This window comes from Sphingobium limneticum (assembly GCF_008710165.1).
GTDB lineage: Bacteria > Pseudomonadota > Alphaproteobacteria > Sphingomonadales > Sphingomonadaceae > Sphingobium > Sphingobium limneticum.
In genome coordinates this window covers 1-17,556 of record NZ_VYQA01000020.1, presented here as the reverse complement: position 1 = coordinate 17,556, position 17,556 = coordinate 1, and the positions used below count along the sequence as shown (strand labels likewise).

Annotated in this window: 9 protein-coding genes and 4 pseudogenes; 10 read left to right on the top strand and 3 right to left on the bottom strand. The window is 62.8% G+C overall.

Features of this window, described 5'->3' with window-relative positions; genetic code table 11:
• The first annotated feature begins 116 nt into the window (after positions 1-116).
• Positions 117-1,373 (top strand): annotated as a pseudogene (locus tag F4U95_RS20460) (IS701 family transposase).
• 108 nt (positions 1,374-1,481) lie between these two features.
• Positions 1,482-1,952, top strand: coding sequence for a recombinase family protein (locus F4U95_RS20455; RefSeq protein ID WP_211364662.1), 471 nt, complete (start codon positions 1,482-1,484; stop codon positions 1,950-1,952).
• On the opposite strand, the gene F4U95_RS20450 is transcribed toward F4U95_RS20455, so the two are convergent.
• Together F4U95_RS20450 and F4U95_RS25205 are read right to left on the bottom strand one after the other, a co-directional pair.
• The gene (locus F4U95_RS20450) at positions 1,927-2,127 is read right to left on the bottom strand and encodes a transposase (RefSeq protein ID WP_120252817.1); all 201 of its coding nucleotides are present in this window, start codon (positions 2,125-2,127) and stop codon (positions 1,927-1,929) included. The genes F4U95_RS20455 and F4U95_RS20450 overlap by 26 nt on opposite strands.
• Positions 2,128-2,193: 66 nt before the next feature.
• A pseudogene (locus F4U95_RS25205) lies at positions 2,194-2,718 on the bottom strand (IS5 family transposase); the annotation flags it as partial.
• Between the two features lie 197 nt (positions 2,719-2,915).
• On the opposite strand from F4U95_RS25205, the gene F4U95_RS20440 reads away from it, so the two are divergent.
• A complete protein-coding gene (locus F4U95_RS20440; protein ID WP_120252818.1) occupies positions 2,916-5,699 on the top strand; it encodes a TonB-dependent receptor in 2,784 nt (927 codons plus the stop codon).
• A gap of 154 nt (positions 5,700-5,853) precedes the next feature.
• Here the strand turns inward: F4U95_RS20440 and F4U95_RS20435 are convergent, their stop codons facing one another.
• Positions 5,854-6,876 (bottom strand): LacI family DNA-binding transcriptional regulator, encoded by a 1,023-nt coding sequence (locus F4U95_RS20435; protein ID WP_120252819.1) that lies wholly within the window; start codon positions 6,874-6,876, stop codon positions 5,854-5,856.
• A gap of 158 nt (positions 6,877-7,034) precedes the next feature.
• Between F4U95_RS20435 and F4U95_RS20430 the strand changes: the two genes are divergently transcribed.
• The 7 genes and pseudogenes from F4U95_RS20430 to F4U95_RS20400 all read left to right on the top strand — a co-directional run.
• Positions 7,035-8,858 carry an alpha-amylase family glycosyl hydrolase gene (locus F4U95_RS20430; protein ID WP_120253508.1) on the top strand — a complete coding sequence of 608 codons (1,824 nt, stop codon included), beginning with the start codon at positions 7,035-7,037 and terminating at the stop codon, positions 8,856-8,858.
• Positions 8,855-10,465 (top strand): alpha-glucosidase, encoded by a 1,611-nt coding sequence (locus F4U95_RS20425; RefSeq protein ID WP_120252820.1) that lies wholly within the window; start codon positions 8,855-8,857, stop codon positions 10,463-10,465. The genes F4U95_RS20430 and F4U95_RS20425 overlap by 4 nt, the downstream gene beginning before the upstream one ends.
• 10 nt (positions 10,466-10,475) lie before the next feature.
• On the top strand, positions 10,476-12,530 hold the full coding sequence (locus F4U95_RS20420) for a glycoside hydrolase family 97 protein (protein WP_120252821.1): 2,055 nt from the start codon (positions 10,476-10,478) through the stop codon (positions 12,528-12,530).
• Between the two features lie 280 nt (positions 12,531-12,810).
• Positions 12,811-14,328: an MFS transporter gene (locus F4U95_RS20415; RefSeq protein ID WP_120253509.1), complete on the top strand. Its 1,518-nt coding sequence runs from the start codon at positions 12,811-12,813 to the stop codon at positions 14,326-14,328.
• Positions 14,329-14,788: 460 nt separating this feature from the next.
• Positions 14,789-14,995: pseudogene (locus F4U95_RS25555) on the top strand (IS110 family transposase); the annotation flags it as partial.
• A gap of 126 nt (positions 14,996-15,121) precedes the next feature.
• Positions 15,122-16,378 carry an IS701 family transposase gene (locus F4U95_RS20405; RefSeq protein WP_120252822.1) on the top strand — a complete coding sequence of 419 codons (1,257 nt, stop codon included), beginning with the start codon at positions 15,122-15,124 and terminating at the stop codon, positions 16,376-16,378.
• A gap of 200 nt (positions 16,379-16,578) precedes the next feature.
• Positions 16,579-17,417 (top strand): annotated as a pseudogene (locus tag F4U95_RS20400) (IS3 family transposase); the annotation flags it as partial.
• Positions 17,418-17,556 lie beyond the last annotated feature (139 nt).

Sequence of the window (17,556 nt, the reverse complement as noted above, 5' to 3'; positions counted from 1 at the left end):
GATCTATCCCGCCCTCATCGCGGTTCTAGCACTACTTTGGCAGAAGTGTGATTTTTGGGATTCCCTGCAGGGGAAATGCGTGATTCATAGGAAGCCAGCTTTGATGGAGGCTGGCGATGGAAGAGGATTGGCGGCGGGATCTCGAGCATTGGCTTGAGCCGTATCTGCAGAAGTTGGGTAACAAGACGCGGCGTCGGATGTGCCCAGCCTACATCGCCGGCTTGATTGGCCCCGGCGATCGCAAGAGCATCCAACCCATCGCGGCCCGCGCAGACGCGCTCAGCTATGACCGGCTGCATCATTTCATCGGTGCCGGGATCTGAGATAGCGCGCCGCTGGAGGCGACGTTGTGGCGGCAAGCGGATGAGTTGGTCGGTGGCGACAAAGCCTGGCTGATCATCGACGACACAGCTCTTCCCAAGAAGGGTAAGGCCTCGGTCGGGGTCGCGCCCCAATATGCTACGGTACTGGGCAAGAACGCGAACTGCCAAACGCTCGTGTCAGTGACCTTGGCTTCGGGGGAGGTGCCGGTCATGCTGGGTTTGCGGCTATACCTGCCGGAAAGCTGGACCAGCGACACGGCCCGGATGGAGAGGGCTGGCGTGCCCAACGATTTCCAAGCCTATCGCACGAAGCCCGACATCGCCATCGAGGAGATTGATCGGGTCATTGCTGCCGGCGTTCGCTTCGGCTGCGTCCTGGCCGACGCCGGCTATGGCTTGTCAGCGCCGTTTCGGCAGGCGCTAAGTGCACGAGGCTTGCGCTGGGCCGTTGGTATTCCCCGGCACCAGAAGGTCTATCCCGCCGACGTGCAGTTGATCTTCCCGATGGCAGGACGTGGGCGACCACGGGTTCGGCATGTGCCCGACGTCGAATCCCGAGCAGCCCATGCCATGCTCGAAGATGCGAAATGGCGGCAGGTCAGTTGGCGCCGAGGGACCAAAGGCCGCCTGACGGCTCGCTTTGCCGCCATGCGTGTGCGTATCGCCGATGGCGCGCCACAGCGGATCGGAACTGCTGGCGCTCAGCATATGCCAGGCGAAGAGGCTTGGCTGGTAGGTGAGCATCGCTCGAACGGCGAGCGAAAATACTATCTCTCCAACCTTCCCGCCGACACCGCGATCAAGGACGTCGCTGGCGCCATCAAGGCGCGCTGGATCTGCGAACAGGCGCACCAGCAGCTCAAGGAGGAACTCGGCCTCGACCACTTCGAAGGACGATCATGGACAGGGCTGCATCGCCACCTTCTCATGACAATGATGGCCTATGCCTTCCTGCAAACACGAAGGCTCGCGCAGGCGGGGCGGAAAAAAAAGAGTCTCCGGACCTCCGCCTCAGCCGAGCATGCCCGCCATCCGACAGGCCATCATTGACCGAATATCGCGACCTCCGCCAGACCAATGCCCACACTGCGGTGGGAACCTATCAGTCACGCATTTCAAACTTCTGCCAAAGTAGTGCTAGGGATCGAAGTGCATTTCGTGAAGGAGAATTTTATCCTCTCCGACGAATGCCGCTCCTCCGAAAAGTTCATGCACGGCATCAAGGTGCTGATGGTCAAGGGCTATATCGACAATCTTTCCGAGGAAGCCACCAAGGGCATGGCCGAGAAAGCCCGTCAGGGCCTCTGGCCGTCCGTGGCGCCCTTCGGCTACGCCCGGGTATCGACGCGGGATCGGGAGCGGGAAGGCTATTCGATCCCTGCTCAGGTCAAGCTGCTCGAAGACTATGCCGCTCTCAACGGGCTGATTGTTGCCAGCAGCCATGTCGATGTCGAGACCGCGCGTAAGGCGGGACGCACTGCCTTTGGGATTCCTCTTCGAAACGCGGTTGGACGGGGAAGTGAGGCTGGCGTGCTGGCGGTTCATGGCCTTTGTTGGTGCGACGGCGAGGGTTGCGGCGGTGTTGTGGAGTGCGGCGCGCGCATCAGGCGAGGATCGTGGTACGTCTGAGGTCGTAGATGGTTGCGAATGCGAAGAAATCGGCGGAGTTTCGCGCGAGGGAAAGGCATCTGGCGCGCGCCTCGCCGTAGAGGCGCTTCATGGCGCTGAACACCGCCTCGACCGGTGCGCGCCGTTTGGCGATGAGGAGATTGCGGCGCGCCTGCCAGCGCGGCAGCTTCGGCATCTAGCGGTGCCGCCGGTGCATGATCCGGTCCTTGATGCCAGCCGCCCCGAGGCCATCGCGGTCCCGCCCCGCGCTGTCGGAATTGTCGGCGGTGGTCAAATTGACCATGAGCAATCGGCAATCGGTATTGACGGCAATGTGCCGATTACGACCGACAACCTTCTTGCCCGCATTAAAACCCCGCTTTTGCGCCGCCGGTGCCTTGATGGATTGCCTATCCACGACGGCGGCTGTCGGGCTCTGTTCACGCCTTTCGCGTTCGCGGTCGAGCATCAGTGCGATGTCGTGTATCGTACGGAACAAGAGCCGGCGCACGAAGCGACGAAACTACCAATACACCGTTTGCCAGGGTGGGAAGTTGTTCGGCAACATACGCCATCCCCCACCTGTTCGTGCCAGATAGCGAAGCGCATCGAGCACATCACGCAGGTCTGTCGACGGCTTGCGTCCGCGCTTGGCTACGGGCGGCAGAAACGGCTGAATGAACAGCCATTCTTCGTCCGTCAAATCGGTCGGGTAGCGCTTCGATCGTTTCTCAAATCCAGCCATCCGGCCACGCTCGCTCGGGTCCACATCCCAAATTTGAATCATGTCCGAGCCGCCGCATCAACACATTTCCAAACGGTCTCTGAAAACGCAAGATTGAGCCAAGCCGGAAGCAGGCCTGTTCGCCGCAGTTGAATACGTATGTTGAAATCTGTGCAGGTGGCCACCGGCGGATTACCGTGGCGCTTAAGAACGTAGGCAAGATCAACGCACTAAACAAAAAGTTAGGGGAGGCTCCGGCAATGCGTCATTTCCATTGCTCCGTTTTTCGCATCACATTGCTAGCTGGCGCTGCACTTTCGTTTCCAGCAATTGCTCAGGCTCAGGCACTGGCCGGAACGGAATCGCCATCTGAAAAATCATTGACTGAAGACATCGTCGTCACCGGCATCCGGGCCTCGCTCGCCTCAGCCGCGAAGGTCAAGCGCGATTCCGTCCTGATCGTGGATTCCATCTCGGCCGAAGATGTTGGCAAGCTGCCCGACGTGTCGATCGCGGACTCGCTCGCCCGTCTGCCCGGCGTCACTGCCCAGCGCCTCGAAGGTCGCGACCAGCGCCTGTCGATCCGCGGCCTTGGCCCGGACTTCTCGACCACCCTGCTCAACGGCCGCGAACAGGTCACCGTCGGCGACAATCGCGGCGTCGAATATGACCAGTATCCGTCGGAATTCTTCCAGAACGTCAACGTCTACAAGAGCGCCGACGCCGCGCTGATCGCCGCCGGCATCTCGGGCACGGTCGACCTGCGCATGCTGCGTCCGCTCGACAAGAATGACCGCATCCTCGCCGTGTCGCTGCGCGGCCAGATGAACGGCATGGACAAGCTCAATCCCGATGGCGAACGCTATGGCTATCGCGCTTCGGCCACCTATGTCGATCAGTTCGCCGACGACACGCTGGGCCTGTCGCTGGGTTTCGCCGCCTCGCAGACCCCGTCGCAGAATGAGCGTTTCAACGCCTGGGGCTACCCCACCGATGCCGACGGCAATCTGATCATCGGCGGCGCCAAGCCCTATGTGCAGTCGAACCTGCTCAAGCGCTATGGCATGGTCGGCACGCTGGAATGGCAGCCGAGCGACAATTTCCACTCGACCTTCGACGTCCTCGCCTCGCATTTCGAGGAAGAACAGCGCCTGCGCGGCATCGAATTCCCGCTCGTCTGGGGCAGCAATGTCGGCGTCAGCGACGTGACGGTCGAAAATGGCTTCGTCACCGGCGCCACCTTCTCCAACGTCTATGGCGTCCAGCGCAACGACTATAACAAGCGCAAGGCCGACACTATCTCGCTCGGCTGGAACAACGACATCCGCCTGAACGATCGGCTCAAGCTCAATGTCGATGCCAGCTGGTCGCGCGCCAAGCGCACCGACTTCCTGCTCGAAACCTATTCGGGCACCGGCTATCTGCGGTCGGGCGTGTCCGACACGGTGCGCGTCGAACGCCAGTCGAACGGCCTGTTCAGCATCGTGCCGACGCTCGACTATACCGACACCAACGCGATCAGCCTGACCGACCCCAATGGCTGGGGCTACAACGGCACCACCGCCGTCGTGCAGGCGGGCTTCCTCAACCGGCCCAAGTTCATCGACGACATGAAGTCGTTCCGCGCCAACTTGGTCGGCGATATTTCGGGCAGCATCTTCAGCAACTGGGAAGTCGGCGGCAATTACAGCCGGCGCAAGAAGACCAGCGCCTATACCAGCTATTTCCTCTGCCCCACCGGCGGCACGGATTGCACCATCGCTAATGGCACGCCCGGTTCGGCGCCGGTGCCGCAGGAGGCACTGCTCGGCAAGAATGTCTCGCTCGACTATCTGGGCGTGCCGGCGATGCTGACGCTCGACCCGCTCTATCTCTACAACAATGTCCTGGATGCCGTGTATGACAACCGGCCATCCTCGCTGGTGCGCGACAATGTCGTCAAGGAAGATGTCTTCACCGGTTATGCGAAGATGACGCTGGATGGCGATCTGGGCGGCAAGCCGCTCAAGGGCGCGATCGGCGTGCAGGTGATCCACACCCGTCAGGCGTCGACCGGCACCATCTCCAACTTCTCCAACGGCGTCGTCACAGTCGTGCCGGCTTCGGGCAAGGACAGCTTCACCAATTTCCTGCCCAGCGCGCAATTCTCGGTCGAGCTGGAACCCGGCTTCTTCGTGAAGATGGGCGCGGCCCAGACCATGGTCCGTCCGCGCATGGACCAGGAACGGATCAACCAGGAATATAGCTTCAACCTGGCCAATGTGGGCCTCGGCTCCGACCCGCAATATAGCCCGTTCAGCTCGAACGGCGGCAACGTCGCGCTGCGTCCCTATCAGTCGACCAATATCGACCTGTCGATCGAGAAATATTTCTCGGGTGGCGGCTATGTCTCGCTCGCGGGCTATTTCAAGAATCTGACCGACTTCGTCGATCCCAACAACAATATCGCCTATGATTTCTCGGATGTGCTGGCCTCGCTGCCTGTCGATATCCGCAACCAGATCATTGCCGACGGCAGCTATATCGGTCTGCTGAAGGCCCCGGCCAACACCGGCAAGGGCACGATCATGGGTGCGGAAGGCACCGTCTCGCTGCCGTTCAAGGTGTTCAGCGAAACGCTCGACGGCTTCGGCATCTTCGCCAGCGGTTCCTACACCCACAGCGAAGTCAAATATGGCAGCAACCCGACCGATGTCGTCACCCTGCCGGGCCTCTCCAAATGGGTCGCCAGCGGCACCGCTTATTATGAAAAGAGCGGTTTCCAGGCGCGCGTCTCCTATCGCTATCGCTCCTCCTTCCTGGGCGAAGTCGCCGGCCTTTCGGCCGCGCCGACCTTCCGCACCGCCAAGGCAGAGGGCATTCTGGACGCGCAGATCGGCTATGAATTCCAGTCGGGGCCACTCACCGGCCTGTCGATCCTGCTGCAGGGCAAGAACCTCACCGATCAGCCCTTCGTCACCTATCAGAATGGCGATAAGCGGCAGGTCATCGACTATCAGCGCTACGGCCGTGATTATTATCTGGGCCTGACCTATAAGTTCTAAAATTCCTCCCCGGATTGCCCGACTGCACGCGGGCAATCCCTCTCCCCGGACCGCCACCCCTTAGAGGGGAGGGCGGTCCGTTTTTCTTTGGGGGGAGAGGGAGTAGGCTCGGCCGCTCTTCTTCCTCCCCTCCCTGAGAGGGAGGGGAGATGATTTACGCCGTCATCCGCGTGATCAGCCGGGGCGCCAGCAGCGTTGGCGTGACCGGCTTGCGGTCGATCTGGCCGATCAGCGCATCGACCAGCACTTCGCCCGCGCGCAGATAGTCCTGCGCCACGGTGGTCAGCGGCTGTCGTGTCAGGCTGGCGGCGGGGATATCGTCAAAGCCGATCAGGGCGACGTCGCCGGGCACCGACAGCCCATGTTCGTCCAGCGCCCGCATCGCGCCGATCGCGATCAGGTCCGACCCGGCAAAGATCGCGTCGAATGTCACGCCGCGCGCGATCAGGCGGCTCGCTGCTTCATAACCCGATTGCTCGGTCGACAGTGCATCGACATGCAGGCCGAGGTCGATCGCATGGCCGGCCTCGCGCAGCACATCGGACAGGCCGGCATAACGGTCGCGAAATTCGGGATAATGGCTCGATGCGTCGCCCAGAAAGGCGATCCGGCTGCATCCGCGCGCGATCAGATGTCTGCCCGCATCCCGCCCGCCACGACGGTTGTCGCAGCCGATCGTCATCCCCAGCGCATGCTGGTCCACCGATCCCCAGCGCACGAAATGCGTGCCCTGCGCCACCAATTGCTCCAGCCGGGTGCGATAGATTTCATAGTCGCCATAGCCCAGCAGGATGATGCCGTCGGCCTTGCGGCTATCCTCATAATCGACATGCCAGTCGGTCGACAGCTGCTGGAAACTGGTCAGCAGGTCATAGCCGCGCTTGGCGCAGGTCTGCAGGATCGGGCCCAACATCGACAGGAAGAAGGGGTTGATCCAGCTTTCGTCGGGCAGCAGATCCTCGAAGAACAGCAGCGCGAGCGTATTGCTCTTGCCCCGCCGCAACGAGGATGCATTCTTGTCCACCGTATAATTGAGCTGCCGGGCGATCGCCTCGACCCGCAGCCGCGTCCCTTCGCTCACCGTCTTGTCGCCACGCAGCGCGCGCGACACGGTCGGCTGGGACACGCCGGCCAGCGTGGCGATGTCGAAGGATGTCACTTTGTCGTTGGCGGCCATGGCGCAACCCTACGCCAGCGAGTCTCCATTGGGAATAGAAGGGTTTGAAACCGGCCTGAATACGTATGCCGCTCCCTTGGCCCGCCCTGTCCACGCCGACTAAGAAGGGGCCAAGCCGCGGCAATCGGGCACAAGCGGCAATGGGAGGGATGAAGGTCATGCGCGGACGAACGGCAATGCTGCTGGCTGGGCTCTGCGCGCTTCCCGCTCCGGCGATGGCACAGGATGACGGTTTCCGCGCCCGCCTGCCCGAAGATGAAGTCATCTATTTCGTCCTGCCCGACCGGTTCGACAATGCCGACCCCGCCAATGACAAGGGCGGCCTCAAGGGCGACCGGCTCCAGACCGGCTATGATCCTGTGTCCAAGGGCTTCTACCATGGCGGCGACATCAAGGGGCTGATCCGCCGGCTCGACTATATTCAGGGGCTGGGCGCCACCGCCATCTGGGTCGGGCCGATCTTCCGCAACAAGCCGGTGCAGGGTCCCAAGGGGCAGGAAAGCGCCGGTTATCACGGCTACTGGATCACCGATTTCGAGCATGTCGATCCGCATTTCGGCACCGACGCGGATTTTGCCGCACTGGTGAAGGCCGCCCATGGCCGGGGGATGAAAGTCTATATGGACATCATCGCCAACCATACGGCCGACGTGATCCAATATCGCGAATGCGCCGACCAGCCCTGTCCCTATCGCTCGCGCGCCGACTATCCCTATCAGCGCCGCGGCGGCGTGGCCGGCCCGGCGATCAATCCGGGCTTTGCCGGCGACGCCGATCATAGCGCCGCCAATTTCGGCAAGCTCACCGACCCCGCCTATGCCTATACCCCGTTCGTGCCCAAGGGCGAGCAGGCGGTGAAGAACCCGGCCTGGCTAAACGATGTGCGCTATTATCATAATCGCGGCGAGACGACCTATTCGGGCGAGAGCGCGACCATGGGCGACTTTGCCGGGCTCGACGATCTGATGACCGAACATCCGCGCGTGATCGCCGGCATGATCGACATTTTCGGCGGCTGGATCGACCGCTTCGGGATTGACGGCTTCCGCATCGACACCGCCCGCCATGTCGACCCGCATTTCTGGCAGCAATTCGTCCCCGCCATGCAGGCGCGGGCCAAGGCGCGCGGCATCCCCAATTTCCATGTCTTCGGCGAAGTCTATGTCGAGACGGTCGATGCCGGCCCGCTTGCCTGGCACACCCGCGAAGGCGGCTTTCCCGCCGTGCTCGACTTCGCCTTCCGCCAGGCCGCACTGGAAACCGTCGCGGGCAAGGCGGCGACAGCTACCTGGGAACGCATGCTGACTGGCGACGCCCTCTATCAGGGCGGCGGCGCCACCGCGCGGCAGTTGCCGACCTTCGTCAGCAATCATGACGCCGGCCGCTTCGCCACCTTCGTCCGCCGCGCCTTCCCGCAGGCGGGCGAGGATGAAGTGCTGCGCCGGGTGATGCTCGCCAACGTCATGCTGCTGACGCTGCGCGGCGTGCCGACCATCTATTATGGCGATGAACAGGGTTTCGTTGGCGATGGTGGCGATCAGGACGCGCGCGAGGATATGTTCGGCAGCCAGGTGGCGAGCTATAACGACAATCGCCTGCTCGGTAGCGATGCCACCACCGCCACACCGCGCTTCGATCCCGCCCATCCGCTCTATCGCGAGATCGCGGCGCTCGCCCGGCTGCGCACCGGCCATGCCGCGCTGCGCCGGGGCAGCGAGACGATCCGCGCGCGCGGCGACGAACCGGGCCTGTTCGCCGTCTCCCGCTTCGATCCCGACACGGGCGCGGAATATCTGATCGCCTTCAACACATCGACCGCGCCGATCAGGGCGCAGGTCCAGGTGGATATAGCCTCCACCGCTTTCGACACCGTTGCCGGCGCGGCCTGTGCCCCGCGCGCGTCGGCGCCCGGCAGCCTCGCCCTCGACCTTCCTCCCCTTGGCTACAGCGTCTGCGCTGTACGGAGCGCTAATCCGCAATGACCGACGCACTGACCGATATGGCTCCCTGGTGGCGCGGCGCCGCCATCTACCAGATCTATCCGCGCAGCTTCGCCGACTCCAATGGCGACGGCATCGGCGATCTGGCCGGCATCACCGCCCATCTTCCCTATGTCGCCTCGCTCGGCGTCGATGCCATCTGGCTCTCGCCCTTCTTCAAGAGCCCGATGCGCGACTTCGGCTATGACGTGTCGGATTATTGCGATGTCGATCCGATCTTCGGCACGCTCGCCGATTTCGACGCGCTGATCGCCCGCGCCCATGACCTCGGCCTGCGCATCATCGTCGATCAGGTCTGGGCCCATACCTCCGACGAACATCCCTGGTTCATCGAAAGCCGCTCCAGCCGCCAGAATTACCATGCCGACTGGTATGTCTGGGCCGATGCCAGGCCCGACGGCACGCCGCCCAACAACTGGCAGTCGGTGTTCGGCGGCCCGGCCTGGACCTGGGACGCGCGGCGCGGCCAATATTATATGCACAATTTCCTGAAGGAGCAGCCGCAGATCAACCTGCACAATGGGAAGGTGCAGGCGGCGGTGCTGGATATCGTGCGCTTCTGGCTCGACCGCGGCGTCGACGGCTTCCGTATCGACGCGATCAACCATTCGATGCCCGACCCGCAACTGCGCGACAATCCTCCCGCGCTACAGGATGGCCGCATTCGCACGCGCCCCTATGATTTCCAGATCAAGCGCTACAGCCAGAGCCACCCGGACATTCCGCTGTTCCTGGAAAAGGTGCGTGCGGTGTTCGACGAATATCCCGATCGTTTCACCGTCGCCGAAGTCGGCGGGGATGACAGCGATGCGGAGATGAAGGCCTTCACCCAGGGCGATCATCGTCTCAACACCGCCTATGGCTTCGACTTCCTCTACGCCCCCAAATTGACCGCGCCGTTCCTGAAAGACGCGCTGTCGCGCTGGCCGGCGGAGCAGGGGATTGGCTGGCCCAGCTGGGCGTTCGAAAATCATGACGCGCCGCGGGCCGTCTCGCGCTGGGCCGGCGACATCGACGCCCATGCCTATTGCCGGATGAAGATGCTGCTGCTGGCCTGCCTGCGCGGCAATATCTTCCTCTATTATGGCGAGGAACTGGGCCTGCCGCAGGTCGATATCGCGTTCGAGGATCTGCAGGATCCCGAAGCGATCGCCAACTGGCCGCTGACTCTGTCGCGCGACGGCGCCCGCACGCCCATGCCCTGGATCGGCGCGGCTCCCTGGCTCGGCTTCTCCGATGCCAAGCCCTGGCTGCCGGTGGGGGAGGCGCATCGCCCGCTCGCGGTCGATGCGCAGGAAGCCGATCCTGCTTCGCTGCTCCACTGGACGCGCGAGGTGCTGGCCCTGCGCAATGCCACCCCGGCGCTGCGCGGCGGCACGATCACCTTTCTCGATACGCCGGACGATCTGCTCGCTTTCGAACGGACGCAGGACGGGCAGCAGCGCCTCTGCGTCTTCAACCTCGGCGCCAGCCCCGTCGCCTGGCGCCCGGCCGATGCGGACCGCTGGCAGGTCGAACTGTCGACCGGCAGCATCGCCGACTGGAATTTCGCCCCCGCATCCGGCCTCGTCGCCGCCTTCCAAGTTTAAGGACGTTCCCATGACGCGACTGACCGCGCTCGCTCTTCCCCTCATCGCCCTGGCGCTCGCGCCCACCGCCGCGCGCGCCGATGTGGTGGCCAAGGCCGCCTCGCCCGACGGCCATATCACCCTCACCATCAGCCTCGATGGCGAGGGGCGCCCCAGCTATGCCGTGCAGCGCAATGGCAATCCGCTGATCGCCGACAGCCGTCTGGGCTTCATGTTCACCGATGCGCCCAAGATCGAGCGCAACCTGACGCTGGCCGATGCCAGGCAGGCGAGCAGAGACACCAACTGGACCCAGCCCTGGGGCGAGTGGAGCACGATCCGCGACCATCATAATGAGCTCAAGCTGGTCTTCCGCGAGAAGGGCGATCTCCAGCGCGAAATGGACGTGACCTTCCGCCTGTTCGATGAGGGCGTCGCCTTCCGCTACAGCCTGCCCGATCAGGCCAATCTCCATCACGCCAACATCGCCGAGGAACTGACCCAGTTCGCCTTCGCGCAAGGCGGCACGGCCTGGTGGAAGCCCGCCTATGAATGGAACCGCGAGGAATATCTCTACAATCGTACCCCGCTCGACGCGGTCGGCACTGCCCAGACGGTGATGACGGTGAAACTGGCCGACGGCACCCATGTCGCCCTGCATGAGGCCGCGCTGGTCGATTATGCCGGCATGAATCTCGCCCGTGCCGAAGGCAACACTTTCCGCGCCGATCTGACGCCGGGTGCGGGCGCACCCAAGGTGTCGCGCGACGCCGGCTTCTCCACCCCCTGGCGCACCATCGCCGTCGCCGACGATGCCGCCGGCCTCTACATGAACCACATGATCCTGAACCTGAACGAGCCCAACAAGCTCGGCGATGTTTCGTGGATCAGGCCGGGCAAGTTCGTCGGCGTCTGGTGGAACATGATCAAGGGCGAATGGAGCTGGGCGCAGGGCCCCAAACATGGCGCCACCACCGCCAATGTCCGCCGCTATATCGATTTCGCCGCTGCCAGTGGCATCCCCGCCGTGCTGGTCGAGGGCTGGAATGTCGGCTGGGACGGCAACTGGTTCGGCAACGGCAATGCAATGAATTTCTCGCAGCCGACCGAGGACTTCGATGCCGATGGCCTCGCCGCCTATGCCAGGTCCAAGGGTGTCACCCTGATCGGCCATCATGAAACCGGCGGATCGGCCAGCCATTATGACGGCCAGCTCGACACCGCCTTCAAATGGGCGGCCGACCATGGCGAGCAGGTGGTGAAGACCGGCTATGTCACCGATGCGGGCCAGATCGAGCGGGTCGACGCCGATGGCGCCAAGCATCGCGAATGGCATGAAGGCCAGTGGATGGTGAACCATTATCTGCGCGTCGTGCAGACCGCCGCCAAATATCATGTCAGCATCGACAGCCATGAACCGGTCAAGGATACCGGCCTGCGCCGCACCTACCCCAACTGGGTCGCGCGCGAAGGCGGCCGGGGCATGGAATATAATGCCTGGGTCGGCGGCAAGAACCCGCCCGAGCATGAGGCGAACCTGGTCTTCACCCAGCTGCTGGGCGGCCCGATGGACTTCACGCCGGGCGTGCTCAGCCTGTCGGGTTCGGAAGGCAGCACGATCCACTCGACCATCGCCAAGCAGCTCGCCCTCTATGTCGTCCTTTATTCGCCGGTCGTGATGGCGGCTGACACGCCGGAAAATTACGCCAAATATCCCGGCCCCTTCCAGTTCATCAAGAATGTGCCGACCGACTGGTCCGACACCCGCGCCTTGAATGGTGAGGTTGGCGACTATGTCACCATCGCGCGCAAGGCGAAGGGCAGCGACGACTGGTATCTGGGCGCAGTCGGCGATGAACAGGCGCGCTCCAGCAAGGTGGCGCTCGACTTCCTCGATGCCGGCCGCAGCTACACCGCCGAAATCTACCGCGACGGCCCTGGCGCCGACTATCGCACAGAGGCACGCCACGCGATCGTGATCGAGAAGAAGCAGGTGAAGAAGGGCGACGTCCTCGCCATCGATCTTGCGCCCGGCGGCGGCCAGGCGATCCGCTTCGTCGCCAGCGGCGGCAAGCGCAAGCGGTGAAGGCTGACGCCTCTTCTGTTCCTACCGTCATCCCGGACTTGATCCGGGATCCATTCAGCGCTCGCTCGCAGATGTCGCGCCGAATGGATCCTGACTTTCGTCAGGATGACGCAGGGTGGAAGGGGGCGATCAAAAGCCTCGGCTGTCCTATTCCGCCTGCGCTTGATAGGCTTAGTGGCCGCATGCACGCAGACTTTCCGATAGGATCAGGCGCTCGCAACTAAATGTCAAAATGTGCGGGAAATGTGCGAAGTTAAGGCGAAGGATGGGGATGGCCGGGATGAATGAGATGGGGCTGGAACCGGGCGCGACGACGTCCGATGGTCGGCCGCGCCAGGGCTTTTGGGGGCTGTGGAATATCAGCTTCGGCTTCTTCGGCATCCAGATCGGCTTCGCGCTCCAGAACGCCAACATGTCGCGCATCTTCCAGTCGCTGGGGGAAAATCTCGACAATCTCGCCTTGCTGTGGATCGCCGCGCCGCTGACCGGCCTGCTGGTCCAGCCGGTGATAGGCCATTATAGCGACCGCACCTGGTGCCGCCTCGGCCGGCGCCGGCCCTATTTTTTCGCCGGTGCGCTGTTCGCGGCGCTCGCTTTGTTCGGCATGCCCAATGCGCCAGGCCTGATGGCTGCCGCGCTGATGCTCTGGATTCTCGACGCCTCGCTCAACGTCTCGATGGAGCCGTTCCGGGCCTTTGTCGGCGATATGCTGGCGAAGGAACAGCATATGGCCGGCTATGCGATCCAGACCGCCTTCATCGGCACCGGCGCGGTGATCGGCTCCTCTACCCCCTGGCTGCTCGACCAGATGGGCGTCTCCAATGTCGCGCCCGTCGGCATGATCCCCGACACGGTACGGGTCAGCTTCTATATCGGCGGCGCCGCGCTATTCCTTGCCGTGCTCTGGACCGTGCTCACCACCCGCGAATATTCGCCCGAGCAGATGGCCGGTTTTGCACAGGCCAGCGAAGCGGCAAGCCGGAAGGAGGCGCCGCCGGTCCCCGCCGGTGGTCCGCTCTGGATCGTCGCCGGCCTCGCCGTCATCGCCGCCGTCTGGGGCTGGGCGCTGGAAAAGGAACTCTATCTGCTGGGCGGCCTGCTCGCCGCCTATGGCATTGCCCGCATCGCCGCGCGCGGCCTTCATGCGCAAGGCCGGACCGATAATTTGCTCAGCCATGTGGTCGGCAATTTCGCGACCATGCCGGCGGTGATGAAGAAGCTGGCGCTGGTCCAGTTCTTCACCTGGTCGGCGCTCTTCATCATGTGGATCTACACTACGCCGGTGGTCGCCCAATATATGTTCGGATCGGCCGACCCGACCAGCGCCGCCTATAATGAAGGGGGCAATTGGGTCGGCATCCTCTTCGCCACCTATAATGGCGTTGCCGCCTTCGCCGCGCCCTTCCTGCTCCAGCCGCTTGCCCGTCGCATCGGCCAGGCCCGGACCCATGCGCTGGCGCTCACGCTCGGCGCCCTCGGCTTCCTGTCCTTCCTGGTCCTGCGCGATGCGCAGGCGCTGCTCCTGTCGGAAGTGGCGATCGGCATCGCCTGGGCCTCGACCCTTGCCATGCCCTATGCGATGCTCGCCTCCAGCGTGCCGCAGACCAAGCTTGGCATCTATATGGGCCTGTTCAACGCCTTCGTCGTCATCCCGCAATTGCTGGTGGCGACGGTGATGGGCACGATCATGCGCCATTTCTTCCCGACCGAACCGATCTGGACCATGGCCTTCGCTGGCGCGGTCATGCTGGCTGCAGCCGGAGCTACTCTGCAACTAGGGTCAGAAACGCTCGAGTAACTTCGAGGAGACCAGATCGAAGGTCCAGCCTCGATCAAACTATGATTTGGAGCATGATATCTGAGGCCGTCACAAAGCCTTTATCATCATGCTTGCTGCGTTTGAATGGCATTTGGCAGATGTTATGCGTAAGCGCCATCACCGCACTGTCAGACGAGCGTCCGCTTTCGATTGTGCCGTCCAAAAGGCCGTATGTTCGGGCTGCGAAGGTGCCCCGCCCCCGTATTTAGCACGATGCGGGATTGCGCCGGATGGGCCGGCACCTAGCCCCATGCTTAAGCGAGGGCGGACCATGGGAAAGGATAGCGAGCTTTTCGTTGGACTCGATGCATCAAAATTGAAGATTTCAGTCGCGGTCGCCGAGGGCGAGCGGAGTGGCGAAATACGGTTTTTTGGCGATATCTCAGGGGAGCCGGCGTCGGTAGCATCGATGGTGGGCAAGCTTGCGAAGCGCGGCGCCAAGCTTCATTTCTGCTACGAGGCTGGTCCAACGGGATACGATCTATACCGCCAGATCCTTGAGCTCGGCCACCATTGTGAGGTGGTGGCGCCATCGCTCATTCCCAAACTTGCGGGCGACCGGGTAAAGGCCAACCGTCGCGACGCTGTAAGCCTGGCCCGGCTCCATCGAGCTGGCAAGCTGACTGCGGTTTGGGTGCCAGATCAAACTGCTCTCCCACCTGAAAACTGGATCGCTTTGAGCTAGCACTACTTTGGCAGAAGCCTGATTTTTGGGATTCCCCCAGCGCAAGATGCGTGATTCATAGGGAGCCAGCTTTGATGGAGGCTGGTGATGGAAGGGGATTGGCAGGGCGATCTTGAGCGCTGGCTGGAACCGTATCTGCAGGGGCTCGGCAACAAGACACGGCGGAGGATGTGTCCAGCGTATATCGCGGGCTTGATCGGTCCCGGTGATCGCAAGAGCATCCAGCCCATGGCGGCCCGCGTGAGTGAGGTCAGCTACGACCGGCTGCACCATTTCATTGGTGTAGGTATCTGGGACAGCGCGCCCTTGGAAGCGACCTTATGGCGACAGGCAGATGAGTTGGTCGGCGGTGACAAGGCCTGGCTGATCATCGACGACACCGCGCTGCCGAAGAAAGGCAAGGCGTCGGTCGGTGTCGCGCCGCAATACGCCACGGCGCTGGGCAAGAACGCGAACTGCCAAACGCTGGTATCGGTGACGCTGGCCTCGGGAGAAGTGCCGGTCATGCTGAGCTTACGGCTTTTCCTGCCGGAAAGCTGGACGAGCGATGCGGTGCGGATGGCCAAGGCTGGTGTGCCGGATCTTCTCCAGACCTATCGCACGAAGCCCGAGATCGCCATTGAGGAGATCGACCGCTTCATCGCCGCTGGGGCCCGCTTCGGCTGCGTTCTGGCCGATGCGGGATATGGCCTATCCGCCTCGTTCCGGCAGGCATTGAGCGCACGGGATCTTTGCTGGGCCTTCGGCATCCCCCGGCACCAGAAGGTCTATCCTGCCGACGTGCAACTGATCTTCCCGGTGGCGAACCGCGGGCGTCCGCGTGTGCGGCACGTGCCGGACGTCAAATCCCGGGCCGCGCACGCCATGCTCGAAGACGTAAAGTGGCGTCAGGTCAGCTGGCGCCGGGGAACGAAGGGGCGCCTGTCAGCGCGCTTTGCCGCCGTGCGTGTACGCATCGCCGATGGTGCGCCACAGCGGATCGGCGCAGCTGGAGCTCAACACATGCCCGGCGAAGAAGCATGGCTGGTTGGCGAGCATCGTTCGACTGGCGAGCGAAAATACTACCTCTCGAACCTACCGGCCGATACCTCGATGAGGGACCTGGCGGGGGTGATCAAGGCGCGCTGGATCTGCGAGCAGGCGCATCAGCAACTCAAGGGAGAACTCGGCCTCGACCACTTCGAGGGTCGCTCCTGGACCGGGCTGCATCGCCACTGTTTGATGACAATGATGGCCTATGCCTTCCTTCAGGCCCGCAGGCTCGCTCAAGCGGGACGGAAAAAAAAGAGTCTCTGGGCCACCACCTCAGCCCAGCCTGCCGGCAGTCCGCCAAGCCATCCTTGACCGCCTCTCGCGCCCACCGCCAGGCCAATGCCCTCATTGCAGAGGCGCTCTCTCGAGCGCGTCAATCTCACTTCTGCCAAAGTAGTGCTAGGTCGTGAACCCATAAAGCGAATGACGGTGTTTGATGGGGGGCAAACTTGATCTGCCCCCACTGAGTGGCCCAGAGACTATGATAGTCTGGACCACGAAAGGGATGACGAATGCCAAGCAAGAAGCACAAGCCGGAAGAGATTATCGGGAAGCTGCGTGAAGTTGAGATCGTGCTGGCCCAGGGGGCCTCGACGGCGGAGGCGTGTCGCCGGATCGCAGTCAGCGAACAGACTTACTATCGCTGGCGCAAGGAGTATGGCGGCCTAAAGACTGACCAGGCGCGGCGGATGAAGGATCTGGAGAAAGAGAACCAGCGGCTTCGCCGGGCGATCTCGGACCTGACGTTGGACAAACTGATTCTGCAGGAGGCTGCAAAGGGAAACTTCTGAGCCCCGCGCGACGGCGACGCTGCATCGATCATGTACGACGAGAGCTTCCGGTCCCGATGTCCGAACGACGGATCTGCCGGGTGCTGAGGCAGCATCGATCGACGCAGCGTAAAGTGCCGCGCGGGGCGGATGACGAACAGGCGCTAACGGAGGACATCATCGCATTGGCAAAGCAATATGGGCGCTACGGCTACCGCCGGGTGACGGCGCTGCTGTGCCATGCGGGGTGGACGGTGAACCATAAACGGGTCGAGCGGATATGGCGACGCGAGGGACTGAAGGTTCCGCTGCGCCAGCCAAAGCGTGGACGCCTGTGGCTCAACGACGGATCCTGCATCCGCCTGCGGCCCGAATATCCAGGTCATGTATGGGCCTACGACTTCGTCGAAGGGCGCACGCATGACGGGCGCAAGTTCCGCATTTTGACGATCATCGACGAGGTCAGCAGGGAGTGCCTGGCGCTCATCGTCGCGCGGCAGCTCAAGCATGAGGATGTTCTGGCAGCGCTCGCCGACCTGTTCATCTCGCGCGGGCCACCGGCACATATACGGTCCGATAACGTCCTGGGTCACGAAGGAAAGCGAGATTTGGTCAACAGATCTCTATGCGCCGGCATTGAGCGGCGAGGCATGCATTCTGAGCCAGATGGCTTCCACCGTCAACGGGATCGCTCCCTGCCATAGCAAACACAGGATCCAG

Coding starts and splice junctions, on each gene's coding strand:
- F4U95_RS20450 (WP_120252817.1), bottom strand. CDS start 2,127: ATGCCGAAGCTGCCGCGCTGGCAGGCGCGCCGCAATCTCCTCATCGCC.
- F4U95_RS20440 (WP_120252818.1), top strand. CDS start 2,916: ATGCGTCATTTCCATTGCTCCGTTTTTCGCATCACATTGCTAGCTGGC.
- F4U95_RS20435 (WP_120252819.1), bottom strand. CDS start 6,876: ATGGCCGCCAACGACAAAGTGACATCCTTCGACATCGCCACGCTGGCC.
- F4U95_RS20430 (WP_120253508.1), top strand. CDS start 7,035: ATGCGCGGACGAACGGCAATGCTGCTGGCTGGGCTCTGCGCGCTTCCC.
- F4U95_RS20425 (WP_120252820.1), top strand. CDS start 8,855: ATGACCGACGCACTGACCGATATGGCTCCCTGGTGGCGCGGCGCCGCC.
- F4U95_RS20420 (WP_120252821.1), top strand. CDS start 10,476: ATGACGCGACTGACCGCGCTCGCTCTTCCCCTCATCGCCCTGGCGCTC.
- F4U95_RS20415 (WP_120253509.1), top strand. CDS start 12,811: ATGAATGAGATGGGGCTGGAACCGGGCGCGACGACGTCCGATGGTCGG.
- F4U95_RS20405 (WP_120252822.1), top strand. CDS start 15,122: ATGGAAGGGGATTGGCAGGGCGATCTTGAGCGCTGGCTGGAACCGTAT.